The 16,034-nt window shown below is 60.0% G+C and carries 18 protein-coding genes; 7 read left to right on the top strand and 11 right to left on the bottom strand.

Going from position 1 to position 16,034, the window contains the following annotated elements:
- Positions 1-5: 5 nt before the first annotated feature.
- The 3 genes from AABF56_RS30760 to ligD are packed head-to-tail and all read right to left on the bottom strand — an operon-like array spanning position 6 to position 3,608.
- Positions 6-521 (bottom strand): DUF4334 domain-containing protein, encoded by a 516-nt coding sequence (locus AABF56_RS30760; RefSeq protein WP_370360334.1) that lies wholly within the window; start codon positions 519-521, stop codon positions 6-8.
- A gap of 37 nt (positions 522-558) precedes the next feature.
- Positions 559-972, bottom strand: coding sequence for a DUF4112 domain-containing protein (locus AABF56_RS30755; RefSeq protein WP_272809090.1), 414 nt, complete (start codon positions 970-972; stop codon positions 559-561).
- Positions 969-3,608: a DNA ligase D gene (gene ligD / locus AABF56_RS30750; RefSeq protein WP_272809089.1), complete on the bottom strand. Its 2,640-nt coding sequence runs from the start codon at positions 3,606-3,608 to the stop codon at positions 969-971. Before ligD ends, AABF56_RS30755 begins: the two co-directional genes overlap by 4 nt.
- Positions 3,609-3,778: 170 nt before the next feature.
- Between ligD and AABF56_RS30745 the strand changes: the two genes are divergently transcribed.
- Complete coding sequence (locus AABF56_RS30745) at positions 3,779-3,982, top strand: cold-shock protein (RefSeq protein WP_272809088.1); 204 nt, start codon at positions 3,779-3,781, stop codon at positions 3,980-3,982.
- 20 nt (positions 3,983-4,002) lie between these two features.
- Here the strand turns inward: AABF56_RS30745 and AABF56_RS30740 are convergent, their stop codons facing one another.
- Entirely contained in the window at positions 4,003-4,440 is a 438-nt protein-coding gene (locus AABF56_RS30740; RefSeq protein ID WP_272809176.1) for a DUF1810 domain-containing protein, read from the bottom strand.
- Positions 4,441-4,464: 24 nt separating this feature from the next.
- A complete protein-coding gene (locus AABF56_RS30735; protein ID WP_272809087.1) occupies positions 4,465-4,593 on the bottom strand; it encodes a hypothetical protein in 129 nt (42 codons plus the stop codon).
- Between the two features lie 617 nt (positions 4,594-5,210).
- Between AABF56_RS30735 and AABF56_RS30730 the strand changes: the two genes are divergently transcribed.
- Positions 5,211-5,510 carry a hypothetical protein gene (locus tag AABF56_RS30730; protein ID WP_272809086.1) on the top strand — a complete coding sequence of 100 codons (300 nt, stop codon included), beginning with the start codon at positions 5,211-5,213 and terminating at the stop codon, positions 5,508-5,510.
- 131 nt (positions 5,511-5,641) lie between these two features.
- Here AABF56_RS30730 and AABF56_RS30725 read toward each other — a convergent pair whose 3' ends face one another.
- The 5 genes from AABF56_RS30725 to AABF56_RS30710 all read right to left on the bottom strand — a co-directional run bounded on the left by AABF56_RS30725 (position 5,642) and on the right by AABF56_RS30710 (position 7,922).
- The gene (locus tag AABF56_RS30725) at positions 5,642-5,863 is read right to left on the bottom strand and encodes a hypothetical protein (RefSeq protein ID WP_272809085.1); all 222 of its coding nucleotides are present in this window, start codon (positions 5,861-5,863) and stop codon (positions 5,642-5,644) included.
- A gap of 339 nt (positions 5,864-6,202) precedes the next feature.
- Positions 6,203-6,799, bottom strand: a complete 597-nt coding sequence (locus AABF56_RS30720) for a general stress protein (RefSeq protein WP_272809084.1) — start codon at positions 6,797-6,799, stop codon at positions 6,203-6,205.
- 23 nt (positions 6,800-6,822) lie between these two features.
- Positions 6,823-7,140, bottom strand: a complete 318-nt coding sequence (locus AABF56_RS30715; RefSeq protein WP_272809083.1) for a PepSY domain-containing protein — start codon at positions 7,138-7,140, stop codon at positions 6,823-6,825.
- 133 nt (positions 7,141-7,273) lie between these two features.
- Complete coding sequence (locus tag AABF56_RS37830; protein WP_272809082.1) at positions 7,274-7,483, bottom strand: SDR family oxidoreductase; 210 nt, start codon at positions 7,481-7,483, stop codon at positions 7,274-7,276.
- Entirely contained in the window at positions 7,428-7,922 is a 495-nt protein-coding gene (locus AABF56_RS30710; RefSeq protein WP_272809081.1) for an SDR family NAD(P)-dependent oxidoreductase, read from the bottom strand. The genes AABF56_RS37830 and AABF56_RS30710 overlap by 56 nt, the downstream gene beginning before the upstream one ends.
- Before the next feature lie 987 nt (positions 7,923-8,909).
- Between AABF56_RS30710 and istA the strand changes: the two genes are divergently transcribed.
- The 3 genes from istA to AABF56_RS30695 all read left to right on the top strand — a co-directional run bounded on the left by istA (position 8,910) and on the right by AABF56_RS30695 (position 11,777).
- Positions 8,910-10,532 carry an IS21 family transposase gene (gene istA / locus AABF56_RS30705; RefSeq protein WP_336314411.1) on the top strand — a complete coding sequence of 541 codons (1,623 nt, stop codon included), beginning with the start codon at positions 8,910-8,912 and terminating at the stop codon, positions 10,530-10,532.
- Positions 10,522-11,316, top strand: a complete 795-nt coding sequence (gene istB / locus AABF56_RS30700) for an IS21-like element helper ATPase IstB (protein WP_272809080.1) — start codon at positions 10,522-10,524, stop codon at positions 11,314-11,316. The genes istA and istB overlap by 11 nt, the downstream gene beginning before the upstream one ends.
- A gap of 218 nt (positions 11,317-11,534) precedes the next feature.
- Positions 11,535-11,777 (top strand): hypothetical protein, encoded by a 243-nt coding sequence (locus tag AABF56_RS30695; protein WP_272809079.1) that lies wholly within the window; start codon positions 11,535-11,537, stop codon positions 11,775-11,777.
- A 244-nt stretch (positions 11,778-12,021) separates the two neighbouring features.
- On the opposite strand, the gene AABF56_RS30690 is transcribed toward AABF56_RS30695, so the two are convergent.
- A complete protein-coding gene (locus AABF56_RS30690; protein ID WP_272809078.1) occupies positions 12,022-13,302 on the bottom strand; it encodes a sensor domain-containing diguanylate cyclase in 1,281 nt (426 codons plus the stop codon).
- A gap of 316 nt (positions 13,303-13,618) precedes the next feature.
- Here AABF56_RS30690 and ccoN point away from each other — a divergent pair, with 316 nt between their 5' ends.
- Together ccoN and ccoO are read left to right on the top strand one after the other, a co-directional pair.
- Positions 13,619-15,277 (top strand): cytochrome-c oxidase, cbb3-type subunit I, encoded by a 1,659-nt coding sequence (ccoN, locus tag AABF56_RS30685; protein ID WP_272809077.1) that lies wholly within the window; start codon positions 13,619-13,621, stop codon positions 15,275-15,277.
- Positions 15,278-15,280: 3 nt separating this feature from the next.
- A complete protein-coding gene (ccoO, locus tag AABF56_RS30680; protein ID WP_272809076.1) occupies positions 15,281-16,033 on the top strand; it encodes a cytochrome-c oxidase, cbb3-type subunit II in 753 nt (250 codons plus the stop codon).
- Position 16,034: the final 1 nt, after the last annotated feature.

Genomic DNA, 16,034 nt, shown 5'->3' with positions numbered 1-16,034 from the left:
TCGGGTCAATCGCCCGGCTCCTCAACGCGCTCCAGTTCGAAGAAGAATTGGCGGTCGTCACCGCTTATCACCATCGCTCCCATGACGCGCTCGCCGTCGATGCGCCGGAAGTAGTCGACGATGGGCTGCTCGTCGTAGACCATGGCGGCACTCGCCAGACCATCGAACGATAGCATCTGAACCGAGGCGACAGGACCGCTCGCCCTCAGGCGACGCTGGAGGTAGGAGAACAGGTTTCGTGCGGCCCGCGTCTTCCCGAGGTAGTGGAAGCCGAGCGCCAGCCGAAGCGGTATCCACCTGGGATCAATCGCGACGAGCCGGCGCTCCCCCGACCGAAACAAGAGCGCGTCCGCTCGGAGGTCCGAGGTGAACCGCTTGCCGAACCAGCCTAGATTTTCCAATACCCCGTCGAAGGGATGGCCTGACGGGATGCTCCGCCCTCTCCAAAGACCGGCAAACTCGTGCGGTTCGAGTGGCGACAGCTCGCGGAATCTCTTAATCGGCGTCTGCTGAGTGTTCATCGAACGATCCATTCGCGCAACCGCCCCACACGTCATCTCATCGGTCAAGGTCGGCGTGATCAAGACCAAAGTGATCGAGCACGAGCTGCAGATTGCGGCGGTTGGACTTGAAATAGACGTCGAAGACGTCGCCCACCACTGGCACGCTGCCGACCACCGCATCGAACCCGACATTGACGAGCATCTTGAGAAGCTTGTCGTTCGGCACACCGAGACGGCGCGCCTCGTTGACGATGAAGAGGCTGACCGCGGCCGCGCCGAAGTCGCCGACACCCGGGATCAGACCGATGACCGAGTCCGCGCCGAATGAGAGGCGCGTGCCGGGAATCCGCAGCGCGGTGTCCATCAATCTCGCTAGGCCGCGGATCCTGCGAAGACGCACCAGCCGGTCGATTGGGATTTCTTGCCTCGCCCCCGCTCCAGATCGTGAGCCTTGCCAAGCTTGGTTCATGCCGCTGCCGTCTGTTTGCCTAGCCGCTTGATGGCCTGCTCCAGCGGGCGTTGCCCGTCACAGTAATCCTCCCATGCGCTCGTCTTTGATAAAAGCGCCGGGACCGTTCGGATGGTGAACCGCTTCGGGTCGAGATCGGATTTGACCTGCGTCCAGGTGAGTGGCATCGATACCGTAGCGCCCGACCGCGCCCGTGGCGAGAGCGGCGCCACGGCCGTCGCCATGCGGTCGTTGCGCAGATAGTCGAGGAAGATGCGCCCGCCCCTCAGGCTCTTGGTCATTTTGATAAGATAGAGGTCGGGATTGTCGCGGGCCATTTCCTGGCAGACGTCGTGGGCAAAGCCCTTGGCCTCGGCCCAGGAGAGCGGCTTGCGGGCATTGACGGCAAGCGGCGTCACCACGTGCAGGCCCTTGCCGCCGGTCGTCTTGCAGAAGCTGATGAGCCCGAGATCGTCCAGACGATCGCGCATCTCGCGCGCCGCCGTGACCACGGCCGAGAACGGCACGTCCGGCCCGGGGTCGAGGTCGAAGACCAGCCGTCCCGGCACCTCCGGCTTGCCCGGCTCACAATTCCAAGGGTGCAGCTCAACTCCGCCGATCTGCGAGATGGCAATGAGGCCCTCGACCCGGTCGACCTGCAGGTAGGGCTTCTTATCGCCGAAGACTTTGACCAGTTCCAGCAGGTTCGACGTGCCCGGCATGGCGTGGCGTTGGAAGAACTGTTCACCGCCAATGCCATCCGGCGCGCGGATGATCGAGCACGGACGCCCTTTCACATGGTCGATAAGCCAGGAGCCGACCGCTTCGTGATATCGGGCCAGTTCCTCCTTGGTGACAGGCTTGCCGTCGCCGGCGTCCGGCCACAACGGCTTGTCTGGATTGGAAATGAGCACGCCCATCACGTCCGCCTTCGCACCCTTGCGACGGGTAGGTTTCGCCTTTGTCGTCGCAGTCGGCTCCCGCGTCGCGGTCTTTGCCGGGGATGCTGGGTTTTCGGCCTCGACCTCTGTCGCCGGCTTATCCTCCCGCAGGCCCTTGAACGCCGCCTGGCGGACCAGGCCATCGGCCGTCCAACCGGCGAACTCGATTTCGGCGACGAGCTCGGGCTTGAGCCAAACGACCTCCTTTTCCCTTTTTGGCGCGCCTATACCCGTGAAAGGAGACTTTTCCGTCTCAACCGCTTTCAGCTTCGGCAGCAGCGTCTCGACCTTCTTGGCGCCATACCCCGTGCCGACGCGCCCGACATAGACGAAATGATCGCCGCGGTTGACGCCGACCAGCAAGGACCGGAATTTGCCGTTTGTCTTGGCATAGCCGCCGATGACGACCTCGTGGCCAGCACGACATTTCGACTTCGCCCAGGTGTCTGTGCGCCCTGAACGGTAAGGCGCATCCGCCTGCTTCGAGACGATGCCCTCGAGTGACAGCTTGCATGCCGAGCGCAATACGGCATCGCCGCCGGTCTCGAAGTGCTCAACGAAGCGCAGATGCGGATCGTCGGTGGCGTCGGCAAGCAGTTCCTGCAGCCGGCTCTTGCGGTCCGTCAGAGCTTTTTGCCGCAGGTCCTCGCCGCCGTCGAACAACAGGTCGAACGCGAAATACACCAGGTTGCCTGTGGTGCCCTCCGAAAGGGCGGCCTGAAGCGCTGCAAAGTCTGGAGCACCATTCTCGTCGAGCGCGCAAATCTCACCGTCGACGATGCAGTCGGGAAGCGCGGCGGCGGCTTTCGCGATCTCGGGGTATTTGGCCGTCCAGTCCAGGCCCTTGCGGGTTTTCAGTGCCACCTCGCCGTCTGCAACCCGCATCTGACTTCTATAACCGTCGAACTTGATTTCGTGCAGCCAGTTGTTGCCGGCCGGCGGCCGCTCCAGCGTCTCGCAGAGTTGCGGCGGGATGAAGTCGGGCAGGTCGGTGGCGGTGGACGTTGCGACTTCCTTGTGCCCTTTCTTCTTGCGTTCATCGGCGGCGAGGCCGTGCTTGCTATCCCAGACGGCGTCGACCTCGACGTCACCGTTCGCCATCATGAATGGCTTCGGTTTGCGCCCTTTCCCGCCGGCGATCTGCTCCATCGTTCTCCCCGAAGCGACCGAGGTCATGTTCTCCTCCAGGATGGCAGCGCCGTTTTCTTCGACGGCGCGCTCGTCATGGTGCTTGATCAACAGCCAGTTGGTGCGCTTCCCACCGTCGCGATCGTGCCGCATGCGCACGAGAACGAAACTGCCCTGCAGCCGCTTGCCATGCAGCACAAACTTGAAGTCGCCCTTCTTCAGCGCATCCTCGGGCGACTTTTTGCCTTCGGGTTCCCAATAGCCGCGGTCCCACAGCATCACCGTGCCGCCGCCGTACTGGCCCTTTGGAATCGTGCCTTCGAAATCGCCATAGTCGAGCGGATGGTCCTCAACCTCGACCGCCAGCCGCTTGTCATGCGCATCGAGCGACGGCCCCTTGGTCACAGCCCAGGACTTGAAGACGCCGTCGAGCTCAAGGCGGAGATCGTAGTGGAGGCGCGTCGCGTCGTGTTTCTGGATGACGAAGCGGAGCCGGTTCGACGGTTTGACGTCGGTTGCGCCGCTCGGTTCCTGCGTCTGCTTGAAGTTACGCTTCTTCTTGTAGGTTGAGAGTTTGTCAGCCGCCATCTTCGACCTCGATACGCTTTGCGTTGCCAGCATCCGGATTGAGGGAAAACCCGCTGCGGACGATAGTTGTTCCCGGCTCGTCTGACGGCCATACATGGTCAGTTGCAGGTGTCCGGTACGCCGAATATGCTGGGCCGGCGGCACAGGGCCGCTCAGTTACGAGGACACACATGGCGACGGGCACAGTAAAGTTTTTCAATCAGGACAAGGGCTTTGGGTTCATCACGCCCGATGACGGCGGACAGGATGTCTTCGTCCATGTCTCAGGTGTGCTTTCAGGTGGCCCGCTGCGGGATGGTTCGAAGGTCAGCTATGACCTCGGCCAGGACCGGAAGACCGGCAAGTCGAAGGCGGAAAACGTTCGGGCAATCTGAGCGGACCACATGCGCGGCGGCTACTGGCCGCCGCCGACCAGTTCCAGAGTAAGAGGATCAGCTTCACCAGCGAAGAAGTGATCCAACGCGCGCCGGAAGACTACCTCATCTTCGGCCGCCGCTTCGTTGAACAGCGTCATCGACGAGCGGAATTTCAGATCGTCGGGCGAGCCGAATATCTCATTGGCGGAATGACCGGATACCCCGAGCACCGCGTCGACGGCCCTGGTCAATCTATCGCGAAGGACAGGATGTTCGAGATAGGCGCGAGCCTCCTCGATCGAGCCCATGCCGTAGTAATTCGCGGTCGGTGATCTTCCAAGCGCCCGCAGCTGCGGGAAGACGAACCACATCCAGTGCGTCTCCTTTCGTCCCGCCCTCAGCTCGTCGAGAGCCGCGTCGAACACAAGATCCTGCGCGGCGACAAAGCGGGAAAGATCGAACGGGCCGGCCGTCATCATCAACGGACTCCGCGCGCGGTGTCACATCGGTGCGGCGGCAAGCAGGACGGCGACGGGTACGGTGATCGCCGACGCGCTGAGCGCCACGGCCGCCGCAAGCCTGATCAGACGGGCGCGTCGAGCGCGCCGAGGATCCCATTCATACCTCATGTCCGTTCCTCCGCCCCTAAGACAGCATGTGCAGTAGAGAGAGTCTATCCCCGCAGAAAGCGCCATTGTTAAGCGTCTCGCCAATCTTATCTCTTGTCGCTGAGGTCAACGGAGACACGTAGGATGAAGGAAGTCGTTATCGGCGCTCTGTCGGACGATGCCGTAGAAATCATAGTGGAGAGCGCACGCAGATCCCCTCTCCGTTGCATGGCCGTTTGCCTCTGCTGCGAGCGCGCCGACCAGCCGATGGACGATGATGGCTGCGGCATCTGCGACATGTGCCTTGGATCGCCGGTTTCGGCCGGGCGTACTCCCGACGGCCTTGAATTCCCGGAGGCCCCGCCCCATCTATCGCTCACCACCCGTAATTGACGACCGCCTGCAGCGACTTTGTCGCGCGTTCGTGGTTGTCCGGGCTCGAAGGGCGCTCCCCGAAAAGGTCGAACGCCCTTCGTTGTTTCGATAGGGGCTGGTATCGCCGGGATGGTGATTGACTTCCCATGCTCCCGCTCCACATCAGTGCCGTCCCTCCGTCTGAGGCGGACGGACAGGGGAGGTCAGCGCAGCCCCCGCTGCATCGAATCTCCCCACCACGTTGACAGCATGCGGGAATTGAAATGCCTCTCATCAGGAAGAATGGCGCGTCGGCGCCGAAGGAACTCGGTCTGTTCTGGCCAATGCAGACGACCGAAGGAACGACAATCGACGTCTTCGTCTATGCCAGTGCGCTGCAATCGTTCGATCCGGCTCCGAACGGCCCGGTCGGATTGCTCAAACAGCATCGGCCGCTCCTCGAGCGGATCGCGAGCGAGAAATACGATCGAGACGGCGTGAACGGAGCCAACATCCTCCACATCACCGACAATGATCTACGAGCTGCAAAAGCAGACGACGGCACGGTGAACGAGGCGGAGTAATGGAGAGGCACGCCCGACGTCGACCGTGTCATCGCCCACGCTTCGGTAGGCATCGGATACCGCGCCACTTTTGGTTCTCATAGCCGCCTCGATTTGCCTGATCACCTTCGCGGCCTCGAGCAGGATCGCTTTCATCTCGTCGTCATAGAGTTGAACCGGCATGTCGCCGGCTCGGATAAGGTCCATCGCCTCAGCGCTTCTTGAAGGCGGGTTGGCTCACCAACAAGCTCCCAGCCTTCCTTGATGGTCACATAGGCGCGGCTGAGCAGCCGAAGCTTCTCGCTTTCGGTGAGGGTGTGCACCTCCTCGGCCGCGGTGGTCAACTCTGCAATGACATCTGCGATCGTCTTCACCGCTCACCTCGATGCGCGGGCACAAAGCACTCTCGTTCGAAAGGTAACGCTCATATTGCACAAGGCAAGTGTGATCGGCCTTCTAGGCCGAGGTCCGCCCGCCGCCGCTATCGATCACTGCATTACTTCATTCCGGGCCAAGGCTTCTCAACCAGAAGCGTAAGGAGGAGGAGACGCAATTGGGCGGCATCCCTTTCCGCTTCGACCGGCCCCCTGCCTGCATCTGGTTTTGAGTTGCGCTATCGGGCTGGTCTGCGACCGCCGTCAAACGATTCCGATCGAACTCTTCCCGAAATGAAGAGAGCGGCCCTCGGCCGCTCTCGCATATTGTGATACCAGTTAGCGTCGATAGCGCAGGCGCTCCTGCTCGATCTCCGCCGGGCCATAGGGATCGAGCGTATCGTCGAAGCGGGTCCAACCCTCTCCGGCATAGGCCGCGCGACGCTCGGTTGGGTCCACCGAGTTCGACTGACGCAGGATCGCCTCGGCTTCCGGGTAAAGGCTCTCGTCCACGCGCGCGGTGACGATCGTACCGCCGCGGCGCACGCCCTCGGCATACACATGGGCATGCTCTTCCGGGACGCCGGAGTCCGTCATGGCGCCGATCAGGCCACCCGCCGCACCGCCGGCAACCGCACCCGCGGCAGCCCCGGCTGTGGTTGCGGCAAGCCAGCCGGCCGCGACCACCGGGCCGACACCCGGAATAGCCATGATGCCGAGCCCGGTCAGAAGACCGCCGACACCACCGACCGCCGCGCCGATGCCGGCGCCCGTGCCTGCACCTTCGGCGGCGTTCGTGTCGTTCGAATAGCGGTCGTCGGCATTGTTCGAGACGAGGCTGATGTCGTCAGAGGGAACACCGCGCGCCTCAAGGGCGCTGATGGCAGCACGCGCATCGGCGTAATCGTCATAAAGTCCGGTCGCTGTCTTTTTCATGGGAGTTTTCCTCTATTCTGGTGTCACTCGGTGACGATGTTGCCCTGATAGTCGAGCGCGACATTGACGGACTTGCCATCCTTGGTGGCCGTCCCGCGCCAGACGCCCTTGTCATCAAGCTTGAGGCCCGTGACTTCGGCATAGCCGGCTTCGACAAGCCGTTCCCTCGCCTGATCCTCAGTGAAGCTGTTGGCGCCTTCGACCGGGGCGGTCGCATTCTTATCGTCAGGCGTTGCGATGGCGGGTGTATCGCCATCGGTGGCCGGCGCCGTGGAGGTCTGCGCGAAGGCAGCAAAGGTCGATGCGCCGACGAAGGCGGCGGCGAGCAAGAGCTTTTTCATGATATCGTCCTTGTTTCAGGGCGTTAGAGACATCACTGAAACGGAACCGGCCGCGTTTGGTTCCTCAAATGCCGAACGCCATCGCGAAAATACACCCTTCGTTTCTGGACTTTTGCAGGCGTTGAATATGCAATCAGCTCTGCACGTTGGCGCTGTCACCGGCGGTGATCGCGTAGGTACCTCCGGAGGCCATGCGCGCCTCGTCGGAGGCGAGGAACACCACCATCGGCGCAACGTCTTCCGGCTGAATCATAGCAACGCCCAGCGGTGACTTTTTCGCCAGGGCGTCAAGCGCTGTCCGCTCGTCTTTGCACTCGTTGCCTGTCGGCTCGCCTCCGTCCACGTCGATGGCCTGGGCATAGCGATCCTCGTGCCGGGTCAGGGCCTGTATCGATCAGGCCGGGGATCAAGGCGTTCACGGTGATGCCGTGTTCGCCGAGATCCATGGCGGTCGATTTCATCAGCCCGATCACGCCCCATTTTGAAGCCGAATAGGCCGCGCCGCTTTTTGTGCCGTGCTGCCCCTGCGTGGACGAGGTCAGGATCATGCGTCCGCCCCACCGCCTGACCATCGCCGGCCCGAAAGCGCGGATGGCGTTTGCCGTGCCGGTGAGGTTAACGTCGATCTGGTCGTGCCAGTCGGCATCGTCCATGTCGAGGATCGGCTTCAACGCCTGGACGCCCGCATTGGCGAAGAGGATGTCGATGCGACCGAATTCTCGCTCGACACGGGCGGCTGCATCGCACAGGCCACCAAACTCCCGCTGCTCCAACCGGCGCATGCCACCACGCCAAAAAATGGTGAGGGCCCGATGTGAATTGGAATCTGGTGGTCCACATCTATGCGGAGCATGGGGTGAGCCAGCGTCGGGCGTGTAAAGTTCGGAAGATTTATCGGATAAGTATAAGATATCGCGGCGTGTGGCGTGACGATGAGGCCATTCGGCATGCGATTTGGCAGGTTGCGTCGAAGCGCCGCCGTTTCGGTTAGGGGTGCATCCACCTCATGCTGAACGGACATGGGATTGTCATTAACATGAAGAAGCTTCGGCGTCTCTATCGTAAGGAGAAACTGACGGTGCGCATGCGCGGCGGTCGAAGCGTGCTTTTGCACCAAGGCATCGGCTAGCTTTGCCGTTACGCACACCGAGCGCTGGAGCTGAAATTCATCAGCGATGCCTTCAAGGATAGTTTCCGCTTCCGTCTTCTTGCTGTCGTTGACGACTTCGTCCGCGAATGATTGTGCCTTGTCGCCGACACGTCCCTGTCGGGCAGGCGGCTCTTCCGCGAGCCGCTCAGCCGCGTTGCCGGATAGGTGCCGAAGGTGATTGTCTCTACACCCGCTAAGATGCTTCATGGTCATTCTCAAGCGGTCAGGAAACTCACGTTTACTGGCATTACTCGCCGCGATCACGACATGGAGGGAGTTTACAGCAGGAACAGACCGGACTCTTTACTGGGCAACGCCACAGCCGGCGGATTTGCAATGGCTAGGCTCAAAAGGCCGCATAAGGCCAGATTAAACCTAAGTTCTCCCGAAAGCTGGACGCACGGTAGCGCCCAGATCACATGCCTTTGGCCTGCAGGGAAAATTACTGCAACTTGTAGCGGGCTAGAGGCGTTATTCAACGACCAAGACTGAGTGGAGTGGAACGTTAGTGGAACAAGCTGTTCAAATTTTTGATTGGGAGCGACTGCTAGTCGGAGATGAGCCACCTCTGTTTTTCCTAGAAATACTCTTTCGTACCCTGTTCGTTTACATTTACACAATGATCCTCCTGCGGTGGCTCGGAAGTCGCACAATCGGTCAACTCTCTAGTATCGAATTTCTTCTCGTCATTGCTTTGGGGTCGGCGGTTGGCGATGCGATGTTTTACCCTGACGTGCCTCTACTCCACGCTTTGGCGGTGATTACGATTGTAGTTTTCGCAAACAAGGGATTGGATTTGCTGGTTTCAAAGAGCAGACGCGCGGAGGTCGCCGTCGACGGCAAACCACTAGAGGCAATACGTGACGGTACGATCAATCGAAGCTTTCTCGAGGGAGTAGGAATGACGAACCTCGAGCTTTTTCAACAATTACGAGCTAATGGCGTCGAGGATCTCGGACAGGTTAGACGCGCATATTTAGAAACGAATGGCACTCTCAGCGTCTTCAAAACCACTGCGGATTGGCGGGCGGATCGACAACGGGAGCAGCAGACGACGGGCCGAGGCATATTCGTTCCGCTGTCTTTCCGTCCAGGTGAAGCATTCCAATTCGATTGGAGTGAGGACTATGCCGTCATCGGCGGCGAGCGCACAAAGTTGCAGGTCGCGCATATCAAGCTATCGCACAGTCGCGCATTTCTGGTCAGAGCCTACCTGCTACAGACGCACGAGATGCTGTTCGATGCCCACTGGCACGGGTTCCGCGTGTTCGGCGGCGTGCCTGCTCGCGGCATCTACGACAATATGAAGACCGCGGTCGATCGCGTCGGCCGGGGCAAGGAGCGACAGATCAACATCCGGTTCCTTGCGATGACGAACCACTACGTCTTTGCACCTGAGTTCTGCAATCCCGCCGCAGGCTGGGAGAAGGGACAGGTCGAGAAGAACGTTCAGGATGCTCGACCACGCCTGTGGCAACAGATGCCGGACTTCCCGGATTTGGCAGCGTTGAATCTGTGGCTGGAGCAGCATTGCCAAGACCTGTGGCAGGAGACACCGCACGGGAGCCTGCCCGGTTCGATCGCGGATGTTTGGGGTGATGAACAGCCTGCTTTAATGGCATTGCCCGCCATGTTTGACGGTTTCGTCGAGCAGAGCAAGCGCGTCTCGCCGACATGCCTGATCACTTTCGAGCGGAACCGTTACAGTGTGCCAGCATCATTTGCGAACCGGCCTGTCAGTCTGCGGATTTATCCAGAGCGGCTGGTCGTTGCAGCCGAGGGCAATATCCTCTGCGAACATCCGCGGATCATAGAACGCAGCCACGACAAACCGCCACGAACGATTTACGACTGGCGGCATTACCTCACCGTCATCCAACGCAAGCCCGGCGCTTTACGCAATGGTGCGCCTTTCCTGGAATTGCCACTGGCCTTTCGACAACTGCAGGACCAGATGCTTCGCCGCCTTGGCGGTGATCGGGAGATGGCCGACATCCTCGCTCTGGTGCTTCATCACGACGAACAGGTTGTCGTCAGGGCTGTGGAGTTGGCTCTGGATCAAGGTGTCGCGACCAAGACGCATGTGCTGAACCTGCTGCATCGGTTGATTGACGGCAAAACCACTGACGGTCCTGACATAGACACGCCACAGGCGCTGACCTTGCTGCGTGAACCCAAGGCCAATGTGGAACGCTACGATGGTTTGCGGGTCCGGATCGTGGGAGGTCGCCATGCGTCATGATCCAGCCAGCGCCGCCGTCGTCATCATGCTGCGTAGCCTGAAGATGTACGGCATGGCCCAAGCGGTCACCGACCTGATCGAGCAAGGAGCACCAGCCTTCGATGCGGCCGTGCCGATCCTGTCTCAATTGCTTAAAGCCGAGATGGCTGAGCGCGAGGTCCGGTCGATTGCCTATCATATGAAGGCAGCGCGCTTTCCTGCCTATAAGGACACCTCTGGCTACGACTTCGCCGCCAGCGAAATCAACGAGGCGACGGTGCGCCAGTTGCATCGATGCGAGTTTATGGACGGAGCGCAGAACATTGTCCTCGTCGGTGGGCCGGGTACAGGCAAAACACACGTCGCGACCGCTATCGGCGTTCAGGCTATCGAGCATCATCGCCGAAAAGTCCGCTTCTTCTCGACCATCGAATTGGTCAATGCGCTCGAGCAGGAGAAGGCAAAGGGCAAGGCAGGCCAGATCGCCGAGACGCTGGTCCGTCTCGATCTGCTGATCCTTGATGAACTCGGATACCTTCCGTTCAGTGCTTCCGGCGGAGCGCTGCTATTCCACCTGCTGAGCAAGCTCTATGAGCGCACCAGTGTCGTCATCACCACCAACCTCAGCTTCAGCGAATGGGCCACCGTCTTCGGCGACGCCAAGATGACGACAGCTTTGCTCGATCGCCTGACCCACCGTTGCCACATCCTGGAAACGGGAAACGACAGCTTCCGCTTCAAGGCAAGCTCGGCCGCAGCAGCACAGAAGAGAGGAGAAAAGGCCAATCCCTTGACCAAAGCCTGATCAGAAAACCATACTTAGAGGTGGCTCACTTCTCGGTGGAAAAACCGGCTCAGTTCTGCGCGGAAACCAACAAAATGCGGCTCTGTAGAGAGCGCGAATGGCGCGGTAATTCACCTCAAGCTCGAGGCTGTAGAAATCTGTACGTCGAGTGGATTAAACCTGCTCAAGGCGCATCATCGGAGCCGATTAGGCCACCTTCGCCTTCCGGAAATGCCCAGATGCAGGATACTGAAAAAGCCGGTCATCATAAAAGCCATCATGCCGGAAATGAAAAACTGAGCAATTATGACTGTTTTGGGATCGTTCATGGTTGTCTCCACAGGTTCATGGTGGAGCAGGCGCGCAGCCGGACACCACCCTTCGCAAGGTTGATGCCGTGGGTTCGCATTGGCGACTTTCCTGCTTTCGCAGGGGCTGGAAATAACCACACCAGCCTGAAACTTTTCGACGGCCCCATTTAACCAAGCTCGCGAGACAGTCAACCCCATGCGGGCCAGTCAGATGTAAACTATGTGTCGCGGGCTGTCTTCCACCGGTACCTTTGCAGGGGACGCTCGTCTTAGCCGAGATGTGTCGTTACACTCACGGGAGTGGATTCGCCTCGGGACATGGCCGGGTGTGCGTTTCACAGCTGAAGTTCGACCCCGCGGTCACGTCCGGACTGCCTTGTGTTCTACCGAGACTTCTCATGACTTGCCCGTCCTCTCAGTCGCCTGATAAGGCGAAGACAAACCCATCTTTCCCTCTGGCTTTTGCTTCATAAAGCAATTTATCCGCGCCAGATACCAGCTGTTCAAGGTTCGCGCCTGCGTTACGCCACAAGCCTCCCACACTCGCGCGAACCTCAACGCAACTTTGATTCAAACGAACCGGAGCCCGCATTTTCGCTACCACGCGCTCCGCGACTGCTTTCCCGGCGTCATCCGTTCCTTCAACGACCAGGACGAATTCGTCTCCGCCGGTCCGACAGACAAGATCGGCGCCCCTTACACAGGACAATAGTCGTCTCGCCGTCTCCACAAGGACCGCATCTCCAGCAGAGTGACCGTGAAGGTCATTGATCTGCTTGAATCCGTCCAGGTCGACGACGAGCACCGAGTATCCGTGTGCCGCGGTCAGTTTCGAAAAGCTCGCTGTCAGCCCCCGCCTGTTAAGCAATCCCGTAAGCGCGTCTCGCTGGGACGTACGCTCAAGATCGACAAAGCGATTGTGCTCCTCAGTGAAATCGATAGCCATTCCGACGATCCTGAACGGCGCGCCGTTCCCATCACGAAGAAGTCGACGGTCGCACCTCATCCATCGCTCTCCTGCGACGGTCTCCAGTCTGTATTCGGCGACGGCCTGATCTACATCGCCAGCGAGGAGGGGCGTGAGGTCGGCACTTGCACCATCATCGACGTTGATGCGTTTTAAGTAATTCTCGAGATCTAAACGTGCCGCCGTAGGGCCCGCGATAAATTGCGCGAGCCTTTCCGAGGTTTCGAATTTTCGAGTACCGACGTCCATATACCAAAAGCCACCGCGGACGGCTTCCAGTGCAAGCTCAAGCTGTGCTGCGCGCTCGGCGAGCTGTCGCTCATACTCTTTGTGATGCGTGATATTCTGGATTTGAGAGATCAGCCGGATGACATCGCCCGCCTCGTCCCGCATGGCGGCAATGTGAATGAGGACGTGCACCAACTCACCGTCTGGGCGAACGTAGCGTTTTTCGACCGAATAGCCATCCCTTCTCCCATCAAGCACATCCTGGAAAAGAATAAGATCAGCTTCGAGATCTTCCGAGTGGGTGAACTGCGCAAAAGACATTCCCGTCACTTCGTCAAGCGGCCGGCCAACCAGTGCAGCGAATGCCGCATTTCCTCGGATAATGCAGGCACTAGTATCCACAAGGGCAATTCCGATCGGTGCGTGATCGAATGCGAAATCGAACAGCGCCATTCTGGCTTCCGGCGTTTCGAATTGAAGTTGTGGGTCGTCGTTTTCCATATCTCAGCATCGAACGCAGTGGATCAAGCGGTCGCTTTCATCCTTCTCAAAGGCATATGGCGCGTTTATGCCGACGAACAAGTCGAAGTGCTGGCATGGCTAACGGCACGTTGCGCCTTAACTTCAATTACGTTCATCTAAAGAGAGCAGCGAGCATACTCGGACCCGAGCGGAAAACCTGCCATTCGTCAATTTCATAGCGATTTTGCTCCGCGCCAGGATTTTTTTTCACCGCTCAGTCTTGAATTCGAGGAACGTCGTGTAAGTTCCCAAGGAAGAAATTTGCGGCGCGCTATAGCATGGGGAGACGTCGAAGATGGGTCAACTCACGACGGGGGAGCGGGATTTCGGTGCGATCATCCTGATCGTCCTTGCGATCATCGGTATCGCGATGGCGGCAGCAGGTCGCGCCGATGTCCTCGGCATTCACGGCGCAATGGTCCTCCTCTACAGTCTAGCACTGCTTTTCGTTCTCTTCTCCGGTGCGTTTGGGACGCCGCCAAGCCCCGCCCGCCTCACCCGCTACTATGATGATCCGATCAAGATCGGCGTCGGGCTGACGCTGTTCTGGGCGATCTTCGGCATGTTCATCGGCGTATGGGCTGCAGCGCAGCTCGCCTGGCCGAGTCTCAATTTCGATACGTCTTGGGCGAGCTTTGGCCGCATCCGCCCGGCGCACACGTCCGGCGTCATTTTCGGGTTCGGCGGCAATGCGCTGATCACCACCTCGTTCCATGTCGTGCAGCGCACCTCGCGCGCCCGCCTTGCCGACCAGCTTTCGCCCTGGATCGTGCTGTTCGGCTTCAACCTTTTCTGTCTCATCGCGATTTCCGGTTATTTTCTCGGTGTCACCCAGTCCAAGGAATATGCCGAGGCCGAATGGTATGCCGATATCTGGCTGGTCATCGTCTGGGTGACCTATTTCGTGCTCTACGTGCGCACGCTTGCCCGGCGCAAAGAGCCGCACATCTATGTGGCCAATTGGTACTACATGGCCTTCATCCTCGTCGTGGCCATCCTGCACATCGTCAACAACCTCGCAGTTCCCCTCTCCTTCGCCCACGCCAAGAGTTATACGGTCTGGGCGGGCGTGCAGGATTCAATGGTGCAATGGTGGTACGGGCATAACGCCGTCGCCTTCTTCCTCACCGCCGGCTTCCTGGCCATGCTCTACTACTACCTGCCCAAGCGCGCGGAGCGGCCGATCTTCTCCTACCGGCTGTCGATCCTCAGCTTCTGGGGCATTACCTTCTTCTATATGTGGGCGGGCTCTCACCACCTGCACTACACCGCCCTGCCCCACTGGGTGCAGAACCTCGGCATGACCTTCTCCGTGATGCTGCTCGTGCCCTCCTGGGCGTCTGCCGGCAACGCGCTGCTCACCCTCAACGGCGCCTGGCACAAGGTGCGCGACGACGCGACCCTTCGTTTTATGATGATGGCAGCGTTCTTTTACGGACTTTCCACTTTCGAAGGCTCCTTCATGGCTATTCGTCCGGTCAACGCCCTATCTCACTATACGGATTGGACGGTGGGCCACGTCCACGCCGGCGCGCTGGGGTGGGTGGCAATGATCACCTTCGGCTCGCTCTATACGCTGGTTCCCGCAGTCTGGAAGCGCGAGCGGATGTATTCGGCGGTTCTGGTCGAGGTGCACTTCTGGCTCGCGCTAGCAGGAACGCTCATCTACGTCTTCGCGATGTGGAACTCCGGCATCATCCAGGGCCTTATGTGGCGCACCTATTCCCCTGACAACGCGCTCGTCTATTCGTTTGTGGATACGCTGCTGGCGATGTATCCCTACTATATCGCGCGCGCCTTCGGCGGTCTTCTCTTCCTCATGGGAGCGATCGTCGCGGCCTATAACATCTGGATGACCGTGCGCAGCCCCGCCGCCGCCATGCTCGCTCTCGACGAGGACATGCCCGTCGGCGAGCGCCCGGTCGACGGTGCAACCCCCACGCCTGCGGAGTAGCCGATGCCGGAACTGATGCACAGGAAACTGGAACGCTCCGCAACGGGCTTCATGCTTGCTATCATCGCCGCTGCGAGCGTCGGTGGCATCGTCGAGATCGCCCCGCTCTTCACCATCGACGATACGGTCGAGACAGTTTCGGACATGCGGCTCTATACGCCACTGGAACTGGCCGGGCGGGATATCTACGTGCGCGAGGGCTGTTACGCTTGCCATTCGCAGATGATCCGCACCCTGCGCGACGAGGTGGAGCGTTACGGACCCTATTCGCTGGCCGTCGAATCCCAGTACGACCATCCGATGCTGTGGGGATCGAAGCGCACCGGCCCGGACCTTGCCCGCATCGGCGGCAAATATTCGGATTTCTGGCACGTCGCCCATCTGAACAATCCGCGCGACGTTGTGCCGGAATCCAACATGCCCTCCTACCGCTGGCTGGGAACGACGCCGCTGAAGCTCGCCGATCTGCCGCTCGCGCTTCGCGCGCAGCGCGCCGTGGGCGTGCCCTATACCGACGAGATGATCGAGAACGCCGCGCGCGACGCCTATGGTCAGGCCATACCCGACAGCGAACAGTCGTCAGGCGTGACGGAGCGATACGGCGAGGCGACGCAGGTCTCGGCCTTCGATGGCGTGACGACCAACGTGACGGAGATGGACGCGCTCGTCGCCTATCTCCAGGTGCTCGGCCAACTCACCCGCGCGGCTTACGAGAACACTGCCGCGCCCGAACAGATGCCGAACCCGGACAATTGAG

Origin of the sequence: Shinella sp. WSC3-e, assembly GCF_945994535.1 — a bacterium.
GTDB lineage: Bacteria > Pseudomonadota > Alphaproteobacteria > Rhizobiales > Rhizobiaceae > Shinella > Shinella yambaruensis.
Note: the sequence above shows the minus strand (reverse complement) of the source record. Positions and strands in the feature narration are given on the sequence as shown.